Raw genomic sequence first — 19958 nt, 5'->3', positions numbered from 1 at the left:
GCGGACCAGCCGGGAATGGCCCCCACCCGAACGAAAACAGCCACCAACTCTCGGCGGTGAACCGTGCCAGGGCCCAAGGACATCGACGGCTCAGTGGGCGTCCCCACCTTCTACGGTGCGGAGTTGCGCTGGCAGCGCGAGCAGGCCGGAATGACCCAGCAACAGCTGGTGGACGGCAGCTTCTACGGCTACAGCCACCTGAGCGAGATCGAACGCGGCTAGCGCCGCATGCCACTGGATCTCGCGGAGCACGTGGACAGAGTCCTCAAGACGGACGGATTCTTCACCCGCCGCTGTGAGGATGTGCGCAAGGCGCGCCTAAGAGGGCACGCTGCCTACTTCGCGAAAGTGCTCGAAGCTGAGAAGCAGGCCTCGACCATTGAGGAATGGGCGCCGACGGTCTTTCCTGGGCTGCTCCAAACTGAGGCGTACGCACGCGCGGTCGTGGAGGCGACACATCCCATGGAACACGCCGACCAGGTCGAAGCCAAGGTGAAGGGGCGCGCGGCACGCGCTCAACTACTCGACGGTGACCATGGGAAACCCACGTACTGGGTAATCCTGCACGAATTCGCACTACGTCAGCAGGTCCTGCCGGGTGAAGAGATGGCATATCAACTGGATCACCTCGCAGAGCTTGCGCTGCGCCGCCGCATCGTTTTGCAGGTGCTTCCGTGGAACGTTGGGACGCATCCCTTCATGCTCGGCACAGCGATGGTCATGACCTTTCCGGACGCGCCTCCGCTCGTATACACGGAGTCCCTGCACAGCGGCGAGACGATCGATGATCCAGGCCTCGTGCAGCAATACCGCACGTCGTACGATCTCCTCAGGGCCGCCGCCTCGCCTCCTGAGGCGTCCTTGGCCATGGTTCGGAAGATGGCAGAGGAGCACCGAAATGGCAGGCAGCCGCGCTGACCTCAGCACCGCCCGCTGGCGCAAGAGCAGCTACAGCAACGGCAGCGGCGGCAACTGCGTGGAGGTCGCGGACACTCCGCCCGGTACCGTCGTACCGGTCCGGGACACCAAGACCGCCCCCACCGGCACGGTGCTCACCTTCCCCGCGCCCCAGTGGGCGCACTTCGTCAGCGCCCTCCGCCAGAGGAGCCCCCGCGGCTGAGGTCCGCGGCCCCGTGATGCTCTCGGGGCCGCTCCGCGCGACCATGGGGGGATGGCTGTGGCGGCGAAGCATGTGAGCGTGACGGGGCAGGTGCAAGGCGTGTTCTTCCGGGACACCTGCCGCCGGACAGCGGCCGCGCGCGGCGTCACCGGGTGGGTCCGCAACCGCTCCGACAGCTCCGTCGAGGCGGTTTTCGAGGGCGAGCCGCAGGCGGTGGACGCGCTGGTGGAGTGGGCCCGCGAGGGCCCGACGGCGGCGGTCGTCGAGGAAGTGACCGTCACCGAGCAGGAGCCGCGCGGGCACTCCGCGTTCCAGGTGCGGCCCACGGCCGGGCCGGGGGCGGCGGACGGGTGAGCGGACCGCGTCAGCCGGCCGACGAGTCCGCCGGGCTCCGCGTCCGGGTACCGCGCACGCTGCGGCTCTTCCTGCCGAGCCGCCTCCGCCGCGAGGCGGAGCGCGCGGCGCCGGAGGACGGCCTGTGGTGCGCGTACGACGGTACGTCCTCACTCGGTCACGTGGTGCAGTCGCTCGGTGTGCCGCTGACGGAGGTGGCCGGGCTCCGTGTGGACGGCGAGGAGGTCCCCGCCGCGTACCGCCCGCCCGCCGGGGCGCACATCGACGTGGAGCCCGTCGTGTACCCGCAGACGCTGCCCCCGTCGGCGCCGTTCCCGCCGCGCTTCGTCCTCGACGTGCACCTCGGCGCCTTGGCGCGGCGCCTGCGGTTGCTGGGCGTCGACACCGCGTACCGCAACGACGCGGACGACCCCGAACTGGTGGAGCAGGCCAACGCCGAGCGGCGCGTCCTGCTGACGCAGGACCGGGGTCTGCTGCGCAGGCGGGCCCTGTGGTGCGGGGCGTACGTGCGGGGCAGCGGGCCCGACGACCAGCTCACCGACGTGCTGTCCCGGTTCGCACCGCCGACGGCGCCCTGGACGCGCTGCCCAGCCTGCAACGGCACGCTGGAGCCCGTCGCCAAGGAGGAGATCGCCGACCGGTTGCCGCCGGGGACCCGCCGCACGTACGACACCTTCACCCGGTGCACATCGTGCGCCCGCCTGTACTGGCCGGGCGCCCACCACGCCCGCCTGACGGCACGGGTGACCGCCGCCTTGGAGGCGAGCGCAGGCGGCCCGCCCCGGGGCCGGTGAAATCCCCGGCGCACCGCACGGCACACTGCACGTCATGAGCGAGCGCTACGAGGTCGTCGTCACCTGTTTCCTGCGCGAGGACACGCCGTCGCACGTACTGGAGGCGCTGCGCTGGCATCTGGGCGCTTCCGCCGCCCGCCCCGGCGGGCTGGAGGAGGAGGCCCACCCGTACCCGTTCCTCGAACCCGATCCCGGCAGCCCGCTACCCGGCGGCGACTACGGCGTACTGCGCGGCGAGGACCACCACGCATGGGGGCTGTTCAGCCGCACGTGCCGGCACGAGGACGACCTGGGCCAACTGAACGCGCTGCTGGGTCTGTTGGAGCCGTACGTGGCCGAACCCGGTTACGGCGGCCATGTACGGGCGGCCACCGCCGACCCGTCACAGCCCGGCGCGGCGCCGTCTCTCCTCACCTTCGCCGACGGCGCCTACGTACTCGCTCCGGCGGCGTGACCACCGCCGAGGCCCGGCTCCGGGCCTGCCCTACCCCTGCCCGGACGGCGCCGTGTCCGGCGCGGTGAAGCGCCGGACATACCGCTTCTGCCAGGGGGTCTCCACCGCGCGGGGCGCGTAGTGCGTACGGACGTAGGCGACGGCCTCGCGGGGCGGGACGCCGTCCAGGACGGCCAGACACGCCAGCGCCGTTCCGGTACGGCCCTGCCCGCCCCCGCAGGCCACCTCCACGCGCTCGCTCTCGGCGCGTTCCCACGCCTGGCGGAAGGCGTCGCGGGCCGCGCCGCGGTCGGCGGGCAGTCGGAAGTCCGGCCAGCGCAGCCAGCGGTACTCCCACGCGACAGGCGCGGGCTCACGGCCCAACAGATAGAGGCCGAACGCCGGTTCGGGCCCGGAGGGCAGCGGATGGCGCAGCCCTCTGCCGCGCACGAGCCGTCCGGAGGGCAGGCGCAGCGTTCCCGGCGCCCCGGGGTCCCAGGTGGCGGTCATCCGGCCACCCTAGCCAGCCGGACGGGGACACGTGCCCGAACCCGGAAGCCGGGCGCCTCACGGGCTGTGCGCCTCGGTGCGGAGCCGTAGCAGCAAGGCGATGGCAACCGCCGGGTCGGCCGGCACCCGAGAGTGCCGGCCCCCGCGCGGAAGCGGTCAGCGTCGCGGGCGGCGGGGCTGGGGGACTCTGGGCAGCAGGTCCCACAGTGGCCAGGAGCCCGCCGCCCAGCGGGCGAGCAGCTGCCGGTCGACCAGGTGCATCCGCGTGTCCTCGCTGAACGGCCCCGCGTCCCTGGTGAATCGGCCGTTGGTCAGCATGACGACCACGTCGGCCCCGTGCACCGGGCGGGCCGTGCCGTTGAGCCGTTGGAGGTCCGGCGTGCCGATGGCCGATCCGGCCGCGCCGTCCCGCCGGTGCTTGCACTGGATGACCCACCGACGGCCCGCCGGATCGGTCGCGATCACGTCGGCGCCTCTGTCCCCGCGGCCGCCGGTCCGCACCGCGTCGCGGCAGCCGTCCCGGAACATCAGGTCGCGGACCGCCTGCTCGAACGCCGCGTGGTCCAGCGCGTCCAACTGGGCCACCTGGTAGCGCAGCCCCTGGGCCCGCGCCGCCTCCCAGCGCCGCCGTCGCAGGCGCTGCCCCCACCACAGCGCACCGGTGCCCGCTCCCAGCACGGCGGCGAGGGCGAGTACCCACCAGTGCGCGAGGAGCCACTGGACCACCGCCACGACCAGGCCGACACCGAGTACGGCGACCGCCAGGGCGACGATCAGCTTCTCCTCCTGCCGCCTTCCGCGCCGCTTGGTGCGCCGCCCGCGACGACGCACCGGCGCCCGCCGGACCGACCGCCGGACCGGCCGCCGCCCGCTCACCTGCTCTCCTTCGACCCGGTGTGTGCCGGCACCGGAGTCCCCACCCCGCGCGTGTGCGCACGGACGTCCACCACATGCCCTCCCCTGACGAGTCCGGGTCCCCCGTACGGCCCCTGCCCGGCGGCGGGCGCGAGCCCGTGGCGGGAGGATCGCATGGACGGTCACCGGTGGCGAGCCCTCGACCGGCGAGCAGGGTGAGCGAGAGGCAAGAGAGCACAAGGCAAGCGAGAAGGCAAGAAGGCATGAGGCCATGAACGTGGAACTGGGCATCTTCGTGGAGCGGGACGGGCTGCCCGCGGTGCGGTTGGAGCGCCCGTTCGGGGTTCCGGCCGAGCAGGTGTGGCGGGCGCTGACGGAGCCGAGCCGTCTGGAGGCGTGGTTCCCCTCGCCCACGGTGCACTTGGAGGCGCGTGTGGGCGGCCGGGTGGAGTTCGCCGGCGACCCCTACGCGGACGACACCTCCGGCACCGTGCTGGAGTTCGACCCGCCGCGGCGCCTGGGCTACACCTGGGGCGACGACGAGCTGCTCTTCGAGCTCGGCCCGCGCGGCGAGGGCTGTCTGCTCGCTCTCACCGACGTACTGGAGGAGCGCGGCGCCGCGGCCCGCAACGCCGCGGGGTGGGAGATCTGTCTTGAGGAGTTGGACAAACTCCTCACCGGCGGCTCCCCCGCGGGACCGCACAGCGGCCCGGCCGGCGACTGGCAGGCCCGCTACGACGCCTACGTCGCCTCCGGCATGCCCTCGGGCGCGCCCATCCCCGAAGGCGGCGACCCCGGCTGAGGTCCAGGGCCCGGCCAGCGGCGGGCCACCAGGAGCGTCCAGCATGTGAGCGCGGCGCACAGGGCGGCCCCGGTGGCGAAGACCGCGCTGTGCCTGCCGTCCTGGAGGAGGGACGTGGTGGCGGCGACCGTCGCCGAGCTGGCCAGTATGGCGGCAGCCGAGAACAGGGAGGCGGCACGGGCCCTGGCCGGGGGCGGCAGCAGGCGGGGCAGCCAGGTCTGGAGAGTGGTGTGCAGGTAGCTCCAGGCGACGCCCAGCAGCGCGGCGCACAGCATCAGTACGGCCGTGCCGGGCAGGACGGCGGCGAGAAAGGCTCCGGTCATCGCGAGGGAACCGCCGGTGCCCAGCAGCCGCTTGGGGCTCCAGACCCTCGCGTGGCGGCGCAGCACGAGGGTGCCGGTGAGTACGCCGAGGGCGTAGGTGACCAGCACGGCGGAGGTCGACGTCTCCTCGCCCGCGGTGGCGAGGGCGGGCGCGAGGAGGGCGGGGAGTCCGAGCAGGACGGCTCCCTCGGCCGCGCCGAGGCCGAGTACGGTCCCGTAGGCGGCGCAGGTCCGCGCCGCGGAGCCCCCGCGCGGGGCCCGCTCGTCGGGCGCCGGCGCCGGGGGGCCGTACGCCGGCTCGCCCGCCGTACGTACGTGCCCCTTCGGCCCGCCCGCGGTGGACGACGCGGTGAGCCCGCCCGCACCACGTGGATCGCCGGACGCCGGTGTCCGCGCAGGGCCGGAGCGGGTGTCGCCGAGGCGCCAGATCGTGACGGCGGTGAGGACGGCGATGACGGCGAAGGCGGGCCGCCACGAGCCGATGCGCAGCACGGTGTCCGCGAGCACGGGTGAGGCGATGGCGCTCGCCGCCGTCACGGTGGTGAGCGTCGCGAACGCCCGCTGCCTGGCGGGGGCCGAGCGCAGCGACTCGTAGTACAGGGACACGGACGGGGTGACGGTGGCGAAGCCCGCCCCTGCCGCGGTGCGCAGCGCGACCCACCAGCCGGGCCCGGGGCACAGCGCGGAGCCCACGGAGGCGGCTGCCGCGACGGCCAGTCCGGTACGGAGGCTGTGTCCTGGCCCGTAGCGGTCGGCCAGCCAGCCCCACAGGGGCAGCGCGAGGCCCTGGCCGAGCGAGTAGGCGGCGATTCCGGTCGTGACGGTGGCGATGTCGGTGTGCCAGGCGGCGGCGAGAGCGACGAGCAGCGGCGCGCACAGGTGCCAGTCGGCGTTACCGAGAGCAGCGGCCCAGCGGAGCGCGGACATGGCCCCCTCCTTCTCCCCCTCGCAAGAGAGAATATGGAGCTTTCCGCCAGGAAAGGGGTGAGTCGCAGAATGTGACCCCTTCTGGGGACGTGCCGGAACAGTGACAGGACAGCACGGGGAGAGTGCGGGGACGGTGCGGTGGCCGTTTCCGAGTCCGCCGGGCGGCGTTTCGGGGCGCTCGCCCCCGGCCCGTATCGTCGGCCCCGACCGGCCTTCGGCGGCCCCACCGGCCTCCGGCGGCCGGCCGGCACGGCGGCCCGGTGACGGGCACGGCCGGTCGGGAGCGAGCGGAGCCGACGACAGAGACGACAGGAAGGCGGAAAGCGGCGTGCGCGAGGAGTTCGGTGGCGCTGAGGGCCGACGGCGCGGCGGCGGGCGGCCGTACGGGCGCGGCGGATACGGGGGCGGCCACGGCGGTCCGCGCGGGGGCCGCCCCCGGGGGCGCGGCGGGCCGCCGCGCGAGCACGCCGGGGGTGCCGACGGGGCCGCCGGATATGCGCAGGGCCGGGCGCGGGCGCCGCGCACCGGGCTCGCCGCCGAGCTGCGGGGCCTGGAGGGCGCGCAGTACGGGCGGTACAAGGGCCTGACCGGGCGGTGGGAGCTGCCCGGCGGCCTGGTGCTGGAGCTGGTGCGCGGCCAGTCCGACCCGTACGCGCCGCCCGCGAGGGTCGCCGTCCACGTGCCCGGCGCACAGGCCGGGCTGCCCGCAGAGCTGTGGGCGACCCCGACCCGGCGGCGGGCGCTCGCCTCGTACCTGGCGCGCGGAGCCGCGCGGGCGGTGCGCGGCGAGAAGGCGCTGCGGGTGGACGCGGGCGGCCAGGAGGTGCTGGAGCGCAGCTCGTGCACGGTCAGCGCGGACGACGGCTCGGTCGTCCTGCGGCTGGGGGTCGCGCTGCCGGGCCACGGGCGGCGCATCGACGGGCGCGAGGCCGAGCGGCTGCTGTGCCAGGTGCTGCCGCGTGCGGCCGAACGCACCCTGGTGTACGCGGCGTTGGACGCCGACCAGGTGCGGCGCTTCGTGGAGACCGTCGAGGACTCGGTGGCGCTGCGGGACGCGCTGGCGGGGCTCGGTCTGGTCGGGTTCGTCGCCGACGGCGCCGTACTGCCGCGCCGCAGCGGGGTCGACGACCGCCCGGCGGCGGGTGGCGGCGTGGTGCCGTTCGCCGCACCCGAGGAGTTGCGCGTGACGGTGGAGCTGCCGCATGCGGGCGCCGTCACGGGCATGGGCGTCCCCGAGGGGGTGAATCTCGTCGTGGGCGGCGGTTTCCACGGGAAGTCGACGCTGCTGCGCGCGCTGGAGACCGGGATCTGGGACCACGTGCCGGGCGACGGACGCGAACTGGTCGTCTCGAGGAATGAGACGGTGAAGCTGCGGGCCGAGGACGGTCGCCGGGTGGAGCGGGTCGACGTGCACGCCTTCGTCGACCACCTCCCCGACGGCTCGGACACCTCCGACTTCTCCACCGAGAACGCCTCGGGGTCGACCTCGCAGGCCGCGTCCCTGTGCGAGGCCGTCGAGGCCGGGGCGCGCGTGCTGCTGATCGACGAGGACACCGCCGCGACGAACCTGATGATCCGCGACGCGCGGATGCAGGCCCTGGTCGCCAAGGACCGCGAGCCGCTGACCCCGCTGGTCGACACCATCCGCTCCCTCCACCGCGACCACGGCGTCTCCACGGTGCTGGTGATGGGCGGCTCGGGCGACTACCTGGAGGTCGCCGACCGCGTCGTGATGATGGACGCCTACCGTCCCTCGGACGTCACCGCGCGGGCCCGGGAGATCGCGGCCGTCCCCACGGGGCGGCACGCCGAGGCGGGGGCCTTCCCCGGTGTCGTGGCCCGGGTGCCTGACCCGGCCTCGCTGGACGCCGAGGTGCGCGGGCGGTCCCGGATCCGGGCACGCGGCGAGGACGTGCTCTCCTTCGGCGACCACGAGGTGGACCTGCGCGCCGTCGAGCAGATCGCCGACCCGCGCCAGGTCACCGGCGTCGGCCTCGCCCTCGAACTGATGGTGCGCCGCTCCATGCTCGACGGGCGCCGCACCCTGTCCGAAGCTCTCGACCTGCTGGAGGAGATGCTGGCCGACGGGCCGACCTGGCCGCTGCTGACCGTGCGGGACGAGGACTTCGCCGTGCCCCGCAGGTTCGAGACGGCCGCGGCCCTCAACCGGATCAGGGGGCTGCGGATGCTGCGCTGAGGCGGCGTGGTGGGATGTCCCCCATGAGCACGACCGTGACCGTCACCACCTGGTACCTGGAACAGAACGCGCCGGGGGAGTTGACGCCCGCCCGGGTACCCGAGGAGACGGCCGGGGTGAGCGTCGCCCGCGCCGAGGTCCCCAGCCCCGAGTTCAACAGGTTCCTGTACGCCTCGGTGGGCGCGGACACCACGTGGGTCGACCGGCTGCCGTGGACGTACGCGCAGTGGGAACACTTCCTCGGGCGCCCGGGTGTCGAGACGTGGGTCGCCTACGAGCGGGGCACGCCCGCCGGGTTCATCGAACTGGACGGCGCGAGTGAGGCCGCTCAGGGCGTCGTGGAGATCAGCTACTTCGGCCTGCTCCCCGCCTTCCGCGGCCGGGGCATCGGCGGCCATCTGCTCTCGGTGGGGCTCGCGCGCGCCTGGGACCTCGCGAGGCGGTGGGAAGGCCGTCCGGCGACCAGCCGCGTGTGGCTGCACACCTGCTCGCGGGACGGCCGGCACGCCCGCGCCAACTACGAGCGGCGCGGCCTGCGCGTCTACCGCACCGAGACGGGGGACGAGCCGGACGTGCCCTCGCCGGGGCCGTGGCCGGGAGCCTAGTACCGCTCCGTCACGCGGTGCGGTGCCGCGTGAGGGGGGCGGCTGGACGGCGTCCGCCTTGCCGCCCTGGCGTACGCCGTCCAGCGCCAACGGGGGCAGGCACTCGTCGAGCAGAGCGCCCCGGTGGGCGCCACCGACCGGGACCGGCGGCCCGGTCGCACCCCGGGACGTGTGCCCGTGACAGTACTTTCCCAGGAACAGGACCACGATGCCCGAGCACCCCTCTCCGCCCCTGCACCCACGCTCTGCGGGGACTTCGGAGGAAACACCGGAGGCCCCCTTCGACCCCGGCGCGCCGCGCACGCCACGGCCCTGGATGCCGACTGCGCTGCACAGCCTGGGCTTTCTGGCGGTCTACCTCCTCGCCGTCTGCACCCCCTGGGGGCAACGAGCCGAGAACCTGCTGTTCGACCTCGGCGAGAAACGCGCGGCCGCTTGGATCTACCCCCTGTCCGGAGCGGAGTACGGCTCCATACCCCTGCCGCCGTTGGAATCGAGCGCCGAAGCCACCCTGCTGGTGGGCTTGGTCGTCGTCGCGGCCGTCACTCTGGTTCGGCGGTGCTGGTGGCAGGGGTGCGCGGCGCTCGGGGTGGTCATCTGCACGACGGGAGGTAAGGAGGTACTGGCGTCGGCGCTTCCCCGGCCCGACCTGCTGGGTGCACCCCCGAACCTCCTCGACCAGGGTTTCCCCAGCGGTCACACGGCCATCCCCGCCGCGCTGACCCTCGCCGCCGCCCTCGTGGCCTCCCCCCGCGTCCGCCCCTATGCCGTCGCCACCGGCGTGTTGTGGCTGTCCTGCATCTCCGCCGCCAGCGCGGTCCTCGGCGGCCACCGGCCCAGCGAAGTGCTGGGAGCCACGCTGCTGGCCTGCGCCTGCTACAGCCTCGCCACATGGCTCCTGCCGCCGGCCGCCACGCCGAGCACCACGCGGAGTCCCCGCGCGCTGCCCGCCGTCACCCTGGCGCTGGCGTCGGCCGTCGCCCTCGCTTCCGCGATGTGGCCTGGTGCCCTGACAAGGTCGCTCGTCACCGCGGCGACCGCCTTCGTGTGCGCGGCTCTGGTCTGGTATGCCGCAGCCGGGTGGCCCGCCCGCACCGCACGCCGCACGTCTGCGCACTGAACCGGCCCCCGATCGGGTTCCGGTCGTGTGCGGGCGGCCGCGCCCGCCCGCCACACAGCCGGGCGGGCGGCGAGAACGCGACACGTCCTGAGCAGGACCGCAACGGAGCAGCACTCCCTGGTCTCATCATTCGGTATGTTTTTGTCCATCATCCGGATGGCAGTGGACTGGCGTCTGACGGGCGTGCGACGCTTCGGTCATGTCTCGCGCTGGAATCGCCTTGGTGAGTCGACGTCACGTCGACCTCGTTCGCGTGTCCAGCGCCATCTGTCCGGCGGGCTGACAGTCACAGCACCGCCGTATCGACACCTTTCTTCCGACGCCTTCCCCCTCGGCCGGGCCCCGGCCACCGCCCTCACCGTCGCGGGCGCAGCCTCCGGACGGCGTCGCCGCATCCCCCGCGTACGGGCGCTTCCCGCGTGGTGGTCCGCCACCGCGCGCCGGGTCCGGCCCGTCGTCGTACCCGATCGCACCCGTCACGCGTGTGCCCGCGCCCCCTGCCCGAAGGATCTGAGCCATGGCCGACACCTCCGAGCGCCCCCCAGCCCCCGCCCGCCGCAAGGCGGGACGCCACCGCGGCGAAGGGCAGTGGGCCGCAGGCCACTTCACCCCGCTGAACGGCAACGAGCAGACCAAGAAGGACGACGACGGTCTCAATGTGCGGACACGCATTGAGACGATCTACGCCAAGGGCGGTTTCGCCTCCATCGACGGCGCCGACCTGCGCGGCCGGATGCGCTGGTGGGGCCTCTACACCCAGCGCAAACCGGGCATCAGCGGCGGCAAGACCGCCGTGCTGGAGCCGGAGGAGCTGGACGACGAGTACTTCATGCTCCGCGTCCGCATCGACGGCGGCCGGCTGACCACCGGGCAACTGCGCGTCATCGGCGACATCTCGCAGGAGTTCGCGCGCGGCACCGCCGACATCACCGACCGTCAGAACGTCCAGTTCCACTGGATCCGCGTCGAGGACATGCCAGAGATCTGGCGGCGTCTGGAGGGCGTGGGGCTGTCCACCACCGAGGCCTGCGGCGACGTCCCGCGCGTCATCCTCGGCTCGCCCGTCGCCGGCATCGCCGCCGACGAGATCATCGACGGCACCCCGGCCATCGAGGAGATCCACCGCCGGGTCATCGGCAACCCCGCCTACTCGAACCTGCCCCGCAAGTTCAAGACGGCCGTCTCCGGATCGCCACTGCTGGACGTGGCGCACGAGATCAACGACGTGGCCTTCGTCGGTGTCCACCACCCCGAGCACGGGCCCGGCTTCGACGTGTGGGTGGGCGGCGCGCTGTCCACCAACCCCAAGCTGGGGGTGCGGCTGGGCGCGTGGGTGCCGCTGGAGGAGGTCGCCGACGTCCACGAGGGCGTCACGGGGATCTTCCGCGACTACGGCTACCGGCGGCTGCGCAACCGCGCCCGGCTGAAGTTCCTCCTCGCGGACTGGGGCGCGGACAGGTTCCGGCAGGTGCTTGAGGACGAGTACCTGGGGCGCGAGCTGCTCGACGGCCCGGCGCCCGAGCAGCCTCCGCAGCAGTGGCGCGACCACATCGGCGTCCACCGGCAGAAGGACGGCCGCTACTACCTGGGCTTCGCCCCCCGGGTGGGCCGCGTGGACGGCGCCACGCTCAGCAAGATCGCCGACCTGGCCGAGGCCCACGGCTCGGGACGGGTGCGCACCACGGCCGAACAGAAGATGCTCGTGCTGGACGTCGAGCAGGACCAGGTGGCCTCGCTGGCCGACGGGCTGGAGGCGCTCGACCTGACGACCCGGCCCTCCCCCTTCAGGCGGGGCACGATGGCCTGCACCGGGATCGAGTTCTGCAAGCTGGCCATCGTCGAGACCAAGGGCCGCGGCTCCTGGCTCATCGACGAACTGGAGCGCCGCCTCCCCGACTTCGACCAGCCCGTCACCATCAACCTCAACGGCTGCCCCAACTCCTGCGCCCGCATCCAGGTCGCCGACATCGGCCTGAAGGGCCAGTTGCTCACCGGGGCCGACGGCAACCAGGTCGAGGGCTACCAGGTGCACCTGGGGGGCTCGCTGGGCATGGAGCCCGGCTTCGGCCGCAAGGTGCGCGGCCTGAAGGTGACAGCGGACCAGCTCCCCGACTACATCGAACGGGTGCTGCGCGCCTTCCAGGACCAGCGCGAGGACGGCGAACGGTTCGCCCAGTGGGCCGCGCGTGCCGACGAGGGGGACCTGAAATGAGCTCGGCCGAAGGCGGGGAGAGGGCCGCGCCGTTCCACTGCCCCTACTGCGGTGACGAGGACCTGCGGCCCAGCGAGGAGGCGACCGCCCCGGGGCAGGGCGCGGCCTGGGAGTGCGCCGCCTGCAACCGCGCCTTCCGTCTGAAGTTCCTGGGGCTGCTGGCCTCCGGGCTGCGGTCGGTACACGGAGAGGACCCCACCCCATGAGCATCGCGCACATACCCGCGCAGCGCTCCGCCGAGGAGCTGGAGGAGCTGGCCGGACAGGCGGGCCGCGATCTGGAGGACGCCGACGCGCTGGACATCCTGCGCTGGGCCGCCGACACCTTCGGCCACCGCTTCTGCGTGACCTCCTCCATGGAGGACGCCGTCGTCGCGCACCTCGCCTCGCGCGTCTTGCCCGGCGTCCGCGTCGTCTTCCTCGACACCGGCTACCACTTCCCCGAGACCCTCGGCACCCGCGACGCCGTCGAGGCCGTCATGGACGTGGAGGTCCACACCCTCACGCCGCGCCAGTCGGTGGCCGAGCAGGACGCCGAGTACGGCCCCCGGCTGCACGACCGCGACCCGGACCTGTGCTGCGCGCTGCGCAAGGTGCGGCCGCTGGAGGAGGGGCTGCGCGCGTACGACGCGTGGGCCACCGGGCTGCGCCGCGACGAGTCGCCGACCCGCGCGAACACCCCGGTCGTCGGCTGGGACGGCAAGCGCGGAAAGGTCAAGATCTCCCCCATCGCCCGCTGGAGTCAGCGGGAGGTGGACGACTACGTCGCCGAACACGGCGTCCTGACCAACCCGCTGCTGGGCGACGGCTACGCCTCCATCGGCTGCGCGCCGTGCACCCGCCGCGTGCTGGAGGGCGAGGACGCGCGCGCGGGCCGGTGGGCCGGGCGCGGCAAGACCGAGTGCGGGCTGCACGGATGACGGATGACCGACAAGAGCAGGGGAGCGTGATGAGCGGGGGAAGCGGCGCCACCGTGTGGCTGACCGGCCTGCCGAGCGCGGGCAAGACGACGATCGCCACCGCGCTGGCCGAGCGGCTGCGCGGCGAGGGCCGGCGGGTCGAGGTGCTGGACGGCGACGAGATCCGCACCTTCCTCTCCGCGGGTCTCGGCTTCTCCCGCGCGGAGCGGGACACCAACGTGCAGCGCATCGGCTTCGTCGCCGAGTTGCTGGCCTCGCACGGCGTGACCGTGCTGGTGCCCGTCATCGCCCCGTACGCCGACAGCCGCGAGGCCGTAGCCAAGCGCCACGCCGCCGAGGGCACGCCGTACGTCGAGGTGCACGTCGCCACGTCGCTGCGGGTGTGCTCCCAGCGGGACGTGAAGGGCCTGTACGCGAAACAGGCGGCCGGCGAACTGACCGGGCTGACCGGCGTGGACGACCCGTACGAGGAGCCCGAGAGCCCGGATCTGCGGCTGGAGACCGACGGCCGGAGCGTCACCGAGTCGGCCACGGCACTGCACACGTTGCTGAGGGAGAGGGGACTGCTGTGACGACGGCGGTGACCGTACCGGAAGAGACCGACAACCCGTTCGCGCTCTCGCATCTCGACGCCCTGGAGTCGGAGGCGGTGCACATATTCCGGGAGGTCGCGGGAGAGTTCGAGCGCCCCGTGATCCTCTTCTCGGGCGGCAAGGACTCGATCCTGATGCTGCACCTGGCGCTCAAGGCGTTCGCGCCGGCGCCGGTGCCGTTCGGGCTGCTGCACGTGGACACCGGACACAACTTCCCCGAGGTGCTGGAGTACAGGGACCGCGCCGTGGCGAGCAACGGGCTGCGGCTGCACGTGGCCTCGGTGCAGGAGTACATCGACGCCGGCACGCTGCGCGAGCGCCCCGACGGGACGCGGAACCCGCTTCAGACCGTGCCGCTGCTGGAGGCCATCTCCGCGGGCCGGTTCGACGCCGTCTTCGGCGGCGGCCGCCGGGACGAGGAGAAGGCGCGCGCCAAAGAGCGGGTGTTCTCGCTGCGGGACGAGTTCGGCGGCTGGGACCCCAGGCGCCAGCGTCCCGAGCTGTGGCAGCTCTACAACGGCCGGCACGCCCCGGGTGAGCACGTACGCGTCTTCCCGCTCTCGAACTGGACCGAGCTGGATGTGTGGCAGTACATCGCGCGGGAGAAGATCGAGCTCCCGGCGATCTACTACGCGCACGAGCGTGAGGTCTTCTCCCGCTCCGGCATGTGGCTGGCGCCCGGCGAGTGGGGCGGCCCCAAGGACGGCGAACGGGTCGAGCGGCGGCAGGTGCGCTACCGCACGGTCGGTGACATGTCCTGCACGGGCGCCGTCGACTCGGACGCGGACACGGTCGAGAAGGTGATCGCGGAGATCGCCGTCTCCCGGCTGACCGAGCGCGGAGCCACCCGGGCCGACGACAAGCTCTCCGAAGCCGCGATGGAAGACCGCAAGCGGGAAGGCTACTTCTGACCATGACCGGAACACTGGACAGCGAAGCGCTGGGAACCGCGGCCACGGCGACGACGTCGCTGCTGCGCTTCGCCACCGCCGGCAGCGTCGACGACGGCAAGTCCACCCTGGTGGGCCGCCTGCTGCACGACTCCAAGTCGGTGCTCACCGACCAGTTGGAGGCCGTCTCCCGCGCCTCACGGGAGCGCGGCCAAGAAGCACCCGACCTGGCGCTGCTGACCGACGGCCTGCGGGCCGAGCGGGAGCAGGGCATCACCATCGACGTGGCCTACCGCTACTTCGCCACGCCCAAGCGGCGGTTCATCCTCGCGGACACCCCGGGGCACGTGCAGTACACCCGCAACATGGTCACCGGCGCCTCCACCGCCGAGCTGGCCGTCGTCCTGGTGGACGCGCGCAACGGCGTGGTGGAGCAGACCCGCCGCCACGCCGCCGTGGCCGCGCTGCTGCGCGTCCCGCACGTCGTCCTCGCCGTCAACAAGATGGACCTGGTCGACTACCAGGAGAGCGTCTTCGCCGCAATCGCCGACGCGTTCTCCGCCTACGCCACCTCGCTCGGGGTGCCGGAGGTGACGGCCATCCCCATCTCCGCGCTCGAGGGCGACAACGTCGTGGACGCCTCGGCGCACATGGACTGGTACTCGGGGCCCACCGTCCTCGAACACCTGGAGACCGTGCAGGTCACTCACGACCCCACCGACGACGCGGCCCGCTTCCCCGTCCAGTACGTCATCAGACCGCAGACCGCCGAGCACCCCGACTACCGGGGCTACGCAGGGCAGATCGCCTCGGGGGTGCTGCGCGTCGGCGACCGGGTCACCGTCCACCCGTCGGGGCAGACCTCCACGATCACCGCGATCGACAACCTCGGCCAGGCGGTCGCGACGGCCTGGGCGCCCCAGTCGGTCACCCTCCGCCTGGCCGACGACCTCGACATCTCCCGCGGCGACGTGCTCGCCCCCAGCGAGGCGGACCTGGTACCGAGCCAGGACGTGACCGCCACCGTCTGCCACCTCCACGACACGCCCCTGGTCCCCGGCGCCCGCGTCCTGCTCAAGGTCGCCACGCGCACCGTCAAGGCGCGGGTCGAGGACATCCCCTCGCGTCTCACCCTGGCCGACCTCTCCCAGCACCCCGCGCCGGGACAGCTGGTGGCCAACGACATCGGCCGCGTCGTCCTGCGCACCGCCGAACCCCTGCCCCTCGACCCCTACGCCCGCTCCCGCCGCACCGGATCCTTCCTCCTCGTCGACCCCTCCGACGGCAGCACCCTCACCGCCGGCATGGCGGGCGATGCCTTCGCCGACGCGGACTCCCCGGTGGCCACGGCCGCCGACGACGAGGGCTGGGACTTCTAGGACCGGGGGTCCGCACACCATGGGCGCTCCGGGCATGTCGCACGAGGCCTTCTCGACCTTCGACCAGACCGGTGGCCGCATCGGCAGCGGCGCACGCGGCAGCGGACAGGGCGGAGTGGGGCGATGTGCACGGTGAGGTGCGTACGCCCCCGTACGCCACGCTCACCGCCCGCCGTCCGTGAGGTCCGGCAATCCCCGGACACCGCGCGGAGGCCGCCCCGCACCCGCCCCCTGAGAGGACACCTCAGTGCCCCGCATCCGAGCCCTGCCACCACGCCCTTCCCGCCGGACCCCGGCGGCTCTCGCCGCACTGTGGGCACTGCTCCTGGCGGCGGGCTGCGGGTACGGGTCGAAGGCCGTCGTCAGTGGTGACCCCGCGCCCGCGGGCGGCGAGAAGATCGACGGGCTCGACGAGGTGAAGCTCGGGTACTTCCCCAACGTCACCCACGCCACCCCCCTGGTGGGGCTGCGCTCCGGCGGCCCGATACCGCGGGAGCTGGGCGGCACGAAGGTCTCCACCCAGGTCTTCGACGCCGGGCCCTCCGCCATCGAAGCGCTCAACGCGAAGGCCGTCGACATGACCTGGGTCGGCCCCTCCTCCGCCGTCAACGGGTGGGTGCAGTCGGGCGGGAAGAACCTGCGGATCGTCTCGGGCGCGACCTCGGGCGGCGCCTCCCTGGTCGTTGACCCGGAGAAGGTGGCCTCGCCCGACGACCTGAGGGGCAAGACGCTCGCCACACCCCAGTTGGGCAACACACAGGACGTGGCGCTGCTGCACCACCTGCGGAGCAAAGGCATCGACGTCGACCCGGAGACCGGCAGGGGCGCCACCTCGGTGCTGCGGCAGGACAACAAGGAGATCCCCACCACCTTCCGGCAGGGCGGCATCGACGGCGCGTGGGTCCCCGAACCGACCGCCTCCAGGCTGGTGGCGGAAGGCGGGAAGGTCCTGCTCGACGAGGAGAAGCTGTGGAAGGAGGGGAAGTTCGTCACCACCAACCTGGTGGTGCGAAAGGACTTCCTCGACGAACACCCCGACGCGGTCGAGGCCGTGCTGCGCGGCTCGGTGCGGACCAACGCGTGGATCCGCTCCCACCCCGGCACCGCGAAGAAGTACGTCAACGACGCCCTGCGACGCGACGCGGGCAAGCCGCTGCCCCGCGACGTACTCGACGCGGCCTTCCGGCGGATCGAGGTGACGGACGACCCGCTGGCCGCCACGTTGCGGAAACAGGCGGAACACGCCGACGCGGCCGGGCTGCTGGAGACGCCGCAACTGGCCGGGGTCTACGACCTCGCCCCGCTCAACCGAGTCCTCAGGAGCGAGGGCCGTCCCGCCGTGACCGACGCCGGTCTCGGCCGCCCCTGATCCCCCTGAGCCCCTCCGAGAAGCCTGAGCCCCCTACGAGAAGGAGGTGAACCAGTGACCGTGACCACAGCGGCCGGCACCGCCGCCCGCCTCACGCACGTGACCAAGTCGTTCGGCCCGCAGCAGGTACTCGACGACATCAGCGTCGACGTGGCCCCCGGAGAGTTCGTCACCCTGCTCGGCGCCTCGGGCTGCGGCAAGAGCACCCTGCTCAACCTCGTGGCGGGCCTCGACGCTCCCACCACCGGCACCATCGAGGTGCCCGGCGGACGCCCGGCACTGATGTTCCAGGAGCACGCGCTCTTCCCGTGGCTGACCGCGGGCAAGAACATCGAACTGGCCCTGAAGATGCGCGGCATGCCCAGAGCGGACCGCACCGACGAGGCCGAACGGCTGCTACGGCTCGTCCGGCTGCGAGGCGCGTACACCAAGCGCGTCCACGAGCTGTCCGGCGGCATGCGGCAGCGGGTCGCGCTCGCCAGGGCGCTGGCGCAGGACAGCCGGCTGCTGCTGATGGACGAGCCGTTCGCCGCGCTGGACGCCATCACCCGCGACGTCCTCCACGAGGAGCTGACCCGCGTCTGGTCCGAGACGAACGTCGCCGTGCTCTTCGTCACGCACAACGTCCGCGAGGCCGTACGGCTCGCCGAGCGCGTCGTGCTGCTCTCCTCCCGGCCGGGACGCGTCGCCAGACAGTGGGAGGTCGGCATCCCGCACCCGCGCCGTATCGAGGACGCGGACGTCGCCGCGCTGTCCGTCGAGATCACCGAACAGCTCCGGGGGGAGATCCGCCGCCATGGCCAGCACTGAGACACAGCCGGCGACCACAGAGCCGCGACCCGACGACGAACGGGCCACCAGCGCGGCGGCCACCACGGCCGCGCGCGAGACCCCGGCGCCCGGCAGCGACCTGGCCGGCCTGGAGGCCGGGCTCGACGCGCTGGACACCCACGCAACGGCACGCCCCGCCCTCGGGGAAGCGCTGCGGCACAAGGTACTGCCGCCGGTGCTGGCCGTCGTGCTGGTCCTGGCGCTGTGGCAGGCGGCGTTCGCGCTCGACCTCAAGCCCGACTACCAGCTGCCCGGCCCGCTGATGGTGTGGGACGCGCTGGCCGAGGAGTGGTACAAGGGCACGATCCTCGGCGTCGTCTGGCAGAGCGTCTCCCGTGGGGCGCTGGGCTTCGGCGTCGCCCTCGTGGCCGGGACGCCGCTGGGGCTGCTGGTCGCCAGGGTGCGGCCGGTGCGCGCGGCGATCGGTCCGATCCTCTCCGGACTCCAGTCGCTGCCCTCGGTCGCGTGGGTGCCGGCGGCGATCATCTGGTTCGGGCTGACGAACGCCACCATCTACGCCGTCGTACTGCTGGGCGCCGTCCCCTCCATCGCCAACGGCCTGGTCGCCGGCGTCGACCGGATCGACCCGCTGCACCTGCGCGCGGGCAAGGTGATCGGCGCCCGAGGGCTGCGCGGCGTCCGCCACGTACTGCTGCCCGCCGCACTGCCCGGCTACATCGCGGGGCTCAAACAGGGCTGGGCGTTCTCCTGGCGGTCCCTGATGGCGGCCGAACTGATCGCCACCTCACCCGAGCTGGGCGTGGGCCTCGGCCGGCTGCTGGACACCGGCCGCTCCTACCAGGACATGCCACTCGTACTGGGCGCCATCCTGCTCATCCTGCTGGTGGGCATCGGCATCGAACTCCTCGTCTTCGCGCCCGTCGAACGGCGCGTCCTGCGCCACCGGGGGCTGCTGCGCTGATGTCACGTGCCACACCCCTCACCCCCGCCTCCCCCGCACTGCTGCTGATCGCGCACGGCAGCCGCGACCCGCGGCACGCCGCCACGGTCGCCGCACTCACCGCCCGCGTGCGGCGGCGCGCGCCGGGGCTGCCGGTCGCGGTGGGATACCTCGACTTCGACACGCCGTCGGTGGGGACCGCGCTGCGGTCGCTGCACGCGGCGGGCGCCCGGCAGGTCGTCGCCGTCCCGCTGCTGCTGACCCGCGCCTTCCACGCCAAGACCGACATCCCCGGGGTGCTGGCCGAGGAGAGCGCGTCCCTGCCGGGCCTGACCGTCCGCCAGGCGGACGTCCTGGGCCCGCACCCCGCACTGACCGTCGCCCTGGAGCGGCGGTTGCGCGCGGCCGGGGTGGCGCCCGGTGACGCGCCCTTCACCGGCGTCGTCCTGGCGGCGGCCGGTTCCTCTGACCCGGAGGCGAGCGCAGTGATCGCAGCAATCGCGCGGGAGTGGCGGCGTACCACCGGTTGGTGTGCCGTGCGGCCTGCGTTCGCCTCCGCCTCGGCGCCCCGCACGGCCGACGCCGTACGGGACCTGCGCGCGGCGGGAGCGCGCCGGGTGGCGGTGGCACCGTACGTCCTGGCCCCCGGCCGCCTCCCCGACCGCATCGCCACCGGCGCCCGGGAGGCCGGCGCCGACATCCTGGCCCCCGTCCTGGGCCCCGCGCCGGAAGTGGCCCGGGTCGTGCTCGAACGCTACCGGGCCACCACGCCGGCCCACGACCTCGCCGCCTCGGCGGCGTAGGGCTCACCCTCCACCGGCGGT

At 73.4% G+C, this 19958-nt stretch carries 22 protein-coding genes and 1 pseudogene; 20 read left to right on the top strand and 3 right to left on the bottom strand.

Annotated elements, in window-relative coordinates:
* The first annotated feature begins 150 nt into the window (after positions 1–150).
* The 5 genes and pseudogenes from DQ392_RS22830 (at position 151) to DQ392_RS22810 (ending at position 2722) form a co-directional block, all read left to right on the top strand.
* Positions 151–918 (top strand): annotated as a pseudogene (locus DQ392_RS22830) (DUF5753 domain-containing protein).
* Positions 899–1120: a DUF397 domain-containing protein gene (locus DQ392_RS22825; RefSeq protein ID WP_114017563.1), complete on the top strand. Its 222-nt coding sequence runs from the start codon at positions 899–901 to the stop codon at positions 1118–1120. The pseudogene DQ392_RS22830 and the gene DQ392_RS22825 overlap by 20 nt, the downstream one beginning before the upstream one ends.
* A gap of 51 nt (positions 1121–1171) precedes the next feature.
* Positions 1172–1474, top strand: a complete 303-nt coding sequence (locus DQ392_RS22820; RefSeq protein ID WP_114017562.1) for an acylphosphatase — start codon at positions 1172–1174, stop codon at positions 1472–1474.
* Positions 1471–2268, top strand: coding sequence for a Mut7-C RNAse domain-containing protein (locus DQ392_RS22815; RefSeq protein ID WP_114017561.1), 798 nt, complete (start codon positions 1471–1473; stop codon positions 2266–2268). Before DQ392_RS22820 ends, DQ392_RS22815 begins: the two co-directional genes overlap by 4 nt.
* A 34-nt stretch (positions 2269–2302) precedes the next feature.
* Positions 2303–2722 (top strand): hypothetical protein, encoded by a 420-nt coding sequence (locus tag DQ392_RS22810; RefSeq protein WP_114017560.1) that lies wholly within the window; start codon positions 2303–2305, stop codon positions 2720–2722.
* 30 nt (positions 2723–2752) lie between these two features.
* Here DQ392_RS22810 and DQ392_RS22805 read toward each other — a convergent pair whose 3' ends face one another.
* Positions 2753–3211 (bottom strand): protein-tyrosine phosphatase family protein, encoded by a 459-nt coding sequence (locus DQ392_RS22805; RefSeq protein ID WP_114017559.1) that lies wholly within the window; start codon positions 3209–3211, stop codon positions 2753–2755.
* 156 nt (positions 3212–3367) lie between these two features.
* Positions 3368–4087 (bottom strand): restriction endonuclease, encoded by a 720-nt coding sequence (locus tag DQ392_RS22800; RefSeq protein ID WP_245981783.1) that lies wholly within the window; start codon positions 4085–4087, stop codon positions 3368–3370.
* A 250-nt stretch (positions 4088–4337) separates the two neighbouring features.
* Here DQ392_RS22800 and DQ392_RS22795 point away from each other — a divergent pair, with 250 nt between their 5' ends.
* Complete coding sequence (locus DQ392_RS22795) at positions 4338–4868, top strand: SRPBCC family protein (RefSeq protein ID WP_114017557.1); 531 nt, start codon at positions 4338–4340, stop codon at positions 4866–4868.
* Here DQ392_RS22795 and DQ392_RS22790 read toward each other — a convergent pair.
* Entirely contained in the window at positions 4808–6118 is a 1311-nt protein-coding gene (locus DQ392_RS22790; RefSeq protein WP_114017556.1) for an MFS transporter, read from the bottom strand. The genes DQ392_RS22795 and DQ392_RS22790 overlap by 61 nt on opposite strands.
* A 328-nt stretch (positions 6119–6446) precedes the next feature.
* Between DQ392_RS22790 and DQ392_RS22785 the strand changes: the two genes are divergently transcribed.
* The 14 genes from DQ392_RS22785 (at position 6447) to DQ392_RS22720 (ending at position 19937) form a co-directional block, all read left to right on the top strand.
* A complete protein-coding gene (locus DQ392_RS22785) occupies positions 6447–8315 on the top strand; it encodes an ABC-ATPase domain-containing protein (RefSeq protein ID WP_114017555.1) in 1869 nt (622 codons plus the stop codon).
* Positions 8316–8338: 23 nt separating this feature from the next.
* A complete protein-coding gene (locus tag DQ392_RS22780; protein WP_181856540.1) occupies positions 8339–8920 on the top strand; it encodes a GNAT family N-acetyltransferase in 582 nt (193 codons plus the stop codon).
* Between the two features lie 316 nt (positions 8921–9236).
* The gene (locus DQ392_RS22775) at positions 9237–10040 is read left to right on the top strand and encodes a phosphatase PAP2 family protein (RefSeq protein ID WP_245981781.1); all 804 of its coding nucleotides are present in this window, start codon (positions 9237–9239) and stop codon (positions 10038–10040) included.
* 199 nt (positions 10041–10239) lie between these two features.
* Complete coding sequence (locus tag DQ392_RS36010; protein ID WP_312000843.1) at positions 10240–10323, top strand: putative leader peptide; 84 nt, start codon at positions 10240–10242, stop codon at positions 10321–10323.
* 234 nt (positions 10324–10557) lie between these two features.
* Positions 10558–12252 (top strand): nitrite/sulfite reductase, encoded by a 1695-nt coding sequence (locus DQ392_RS22770; protein WP_114017552.1) that lies wholly within the window; start codon positions 10558–10560, stop codon positions 12250–12252.
* A complete protein-coding gene (locus DQ392_RS22765; RefSeq protein ID WP_114017551.1) occupies positions 12249–12458 on the top strand; it encodes a hypothetical protein in 210 nt (69 codons plus the stop codon). Before DQ392_RS22770 ends, DQ392_RS22765 begins: the two co-directional genes overlap by 4 nt.
* Positions 12455–13171: a phosphoadenylyl-sulfate reductase gene (locus tag DQ392_RS22760; protein ID WP_114017550.1), complete on the top strand. Its 717-nt coding sequence runs from the start codon at positions 12455–12457 to the stop codon at positions 13169–13171. Before DQ392_RS22765 ends, DQ392_RS22760 begins: the two co-directional genes overlap by 4 nt.
* 29 nt (positions 13172–13200) lie before the next feature.
* Positions 13201–13743 (top strand): adenylyl-sulfate kinase, encoded by a 543-nt coding sequence (gene cysC / locus DQ392_RS22755; protein ID WP_114017549.1) that lies wholly within the window; start codon positions 13201–13203, stop codon positions 13741–13743.
* Complete coding sequence (cysD, locus tag DQ392_RS22750; RefSeq protein WP_114017548.1) at positions 13740–14675, top strand: sulfate adenylyltransferase subunit CysD; 936 nt, start codon at positions 13740–13742, stop codon at positions 14673–14675. The genes cysC and cysD overlap by 4 nt, the downstream gene beginning before the upstream one ends.
* Positions 14676–14677: 2 nt before the next feature.
* Positions 14678–16033: a sulfate adenylyltransferase subunit 1 gene (locus DQ392_RS22745; protein WP_114017547.1), complete on the top strand. Its 1356-nt coding sequence runs from the start codon at positions 14678–14680 to the stop codon at positions 16031–16033.
* A gap of 247 nt (positions 16034–16280) precedes the next feature.
* On the top strand, positions 16281–17402 hold the full coding sequence (locus tag DQ392_RS22735; protein WP_114017545.1) for an ABC transporter substrate-binding protein: 1122 nt from the start codon (positions 16281–16283) through the stop codon (positions 17400–17402).
* A gap of 54 nt (positions 17403–17456) precedes the next feature.
* Positions 17457–18212 carry an ABC transporter ATP-binding protein gene (locus DQ392_RS22730; protein WP_245981779.1) on the top strand — a complete coding sequence of 252 codons (756 nt, stop codon included), beginning with the start codon at positions 17457–17459 and terminating at the stop codon, positions 18210–18212.
* Complete coding sequence (locus tag DQ392_RS22725) at positions 18199–19155, top strand: ABC transporter permease (protein ID WP_114017543.1); 957 nt, start codon at positions 18199–18201, stop codon at positions 19153–19155. Before DQ392_RS22730 ends, DQ392_RS22725 begins: the two co-directional genes overlap by 14 nt.
* Entirely contained in the window at positions 19155–19937 is a 783-nt protein-coding gene (locus tag DQ392_RS22720; protein ID WP_114017542.1) for a sirohydrochlorin chelatase, read from the top strand. Before DQ392_RS22725 ends, DQ392_RS22720 begins: the two co-directional genes overlap by 1 nt.
* Positions 19938–19958 lie beyond the last annotated feature (21 nt).

The sequence above is a fragment of the Streptomyces reniochalinae genome (assembly GCF_003323735.1).
Classification (GTDB): domain Bacteria; phylum Actinomycetota; class Actinomycetes; order Streptomycetales; family Streptomycetaceae; genus Streptomyces; species Streptomyces reniochalinae.
The sequence above is the reverse complement of the archived record's forward strand: the minus strand, read 5'-3'. Positions and strand labels throughout refer to the sequence as shown.

What these genes read in the sequence shown, in the direction of transcription:
- DQ392_RS22825 (WP_114017563.1), top strand. Translation starts at nt 899, where the DNA reads ATGGCAGGCAGCCGCGCTGACCTCAGCACCGCCCGCTGGCGCAAGAGC.
- DQ392_RS22820 (WP_114017562.1), top strand. Translation starts at nt 1,172, where the DNA reads ATGGCTGTGGCGGCGAAGCATGTGAGCGTGACGGGGCAGGTGCAAGGC.
- DQ392_RS22810 (WP_114017560.1), top strand. Translation starts at nt 2,303, where the DNA reads ATGAGCGAGCGCTACGAGGTCGTCGTCACCTGTTTCCTGCGCGAGGAC.
- DQ392_RS22805 (WP_114017559.1), bottom strand. Translation starts at nt 3,211, where the DNA reads ATGACCGCCACCTGGGACCCCGGGGCGCCGGGAACGCTGCGCCTGCCC.
- DQ392_RS22795 (WP_114017557.1), top strand. Translation starts at nt 4,338, where the DNA reads ATGAACGTGGAACTGGGCATCTTCGTGGAGCGGGACGGGCTGCCCGCG.
- DQ392_RS22790 (WP_114017556.1), bottom strand. Translation starts at nt 6,118, where the DNA reads ATGTCCGCGCTCCGCTGGGCCGCTGCTCTCGGTAACGCCGACTGGCAC.
- DQ392_RS22780 (WP_181856540.1), top strand. Translation starts at nt 8,339, where the DNA reads ATGAGCACGACCGTGACCGTCACCACCTGGTACCTGGAACAGAACGCG.
- DQ392_RS22775 (WP_245981781.1), top strand. Translation starts at nt 9,237, where the DNA reads ATGCCGACTGCGCTGCACAGCCTGGGCTTTCTGGCGGTCTACCTCCTC.
- DQ392_RS36010 (WP_312000843.1), top strand. Translation starts at nt 10,240, where the DNA reads ATGTCTCGCGCTGGAATCGCCTTGGTGAGTCGACGTCACGTCGACCTC.
- DQ392_RS22770 (WP_114017552.1), top strand. Translation starts at nt 10,558, where the DNA reads ATGGCCGACACCTCCGAGCGCCCCCCAGCCCCCGCCCGCCGCAAGGCG.
- DQ392_RS22765 (WP_114017551.1), top strand. Translation starts at nt 12,249, where the DNA reads ATGAGCTCGGCCGAAGGCGGGGAGAGGGCCGCGCCGTTCCACTGCCCC.
- DQ392_RS22760 (WP_114017550.1), top strand. Translation starts at nt 12,455, where the DNA reads ATGAGCATCGCGCACATACCCGCGCAGCGCTCCGCCGAGGAGCTGGAG.
- cysC (WP_114017549.1), top strand. Translation starts at nt 13,201, where the DNA reads ATGAGCGGGGGAAGCGGCGCCACCGTGTGGCTGACCGGCCTGCCGAGC.
- DQ392_RS22745 (WP_114017547.1), top strand. Translation starts at nt 14,678, where the DNA reads ATGACCGGAACACTGGACAGCGAAGCGCTGGGAACCGCGGCCACGGCG.
- DQ392_RS22725 (WP_114017543.1), top strand. Translation starts at nt 18,199, where the DNA reads ATGGCCAGCACTGAGACACAGCCGGCGACCACAGAGCCGCGACCCGAC.
- DQ392_RS22720 (WP_114017542.1), top strand. Translation starts at nt 19,155, where the DNA reads ATGTCACGTGCCACACCCCTCACCCCCGCCTCCCCCGCACTGCTGCTG.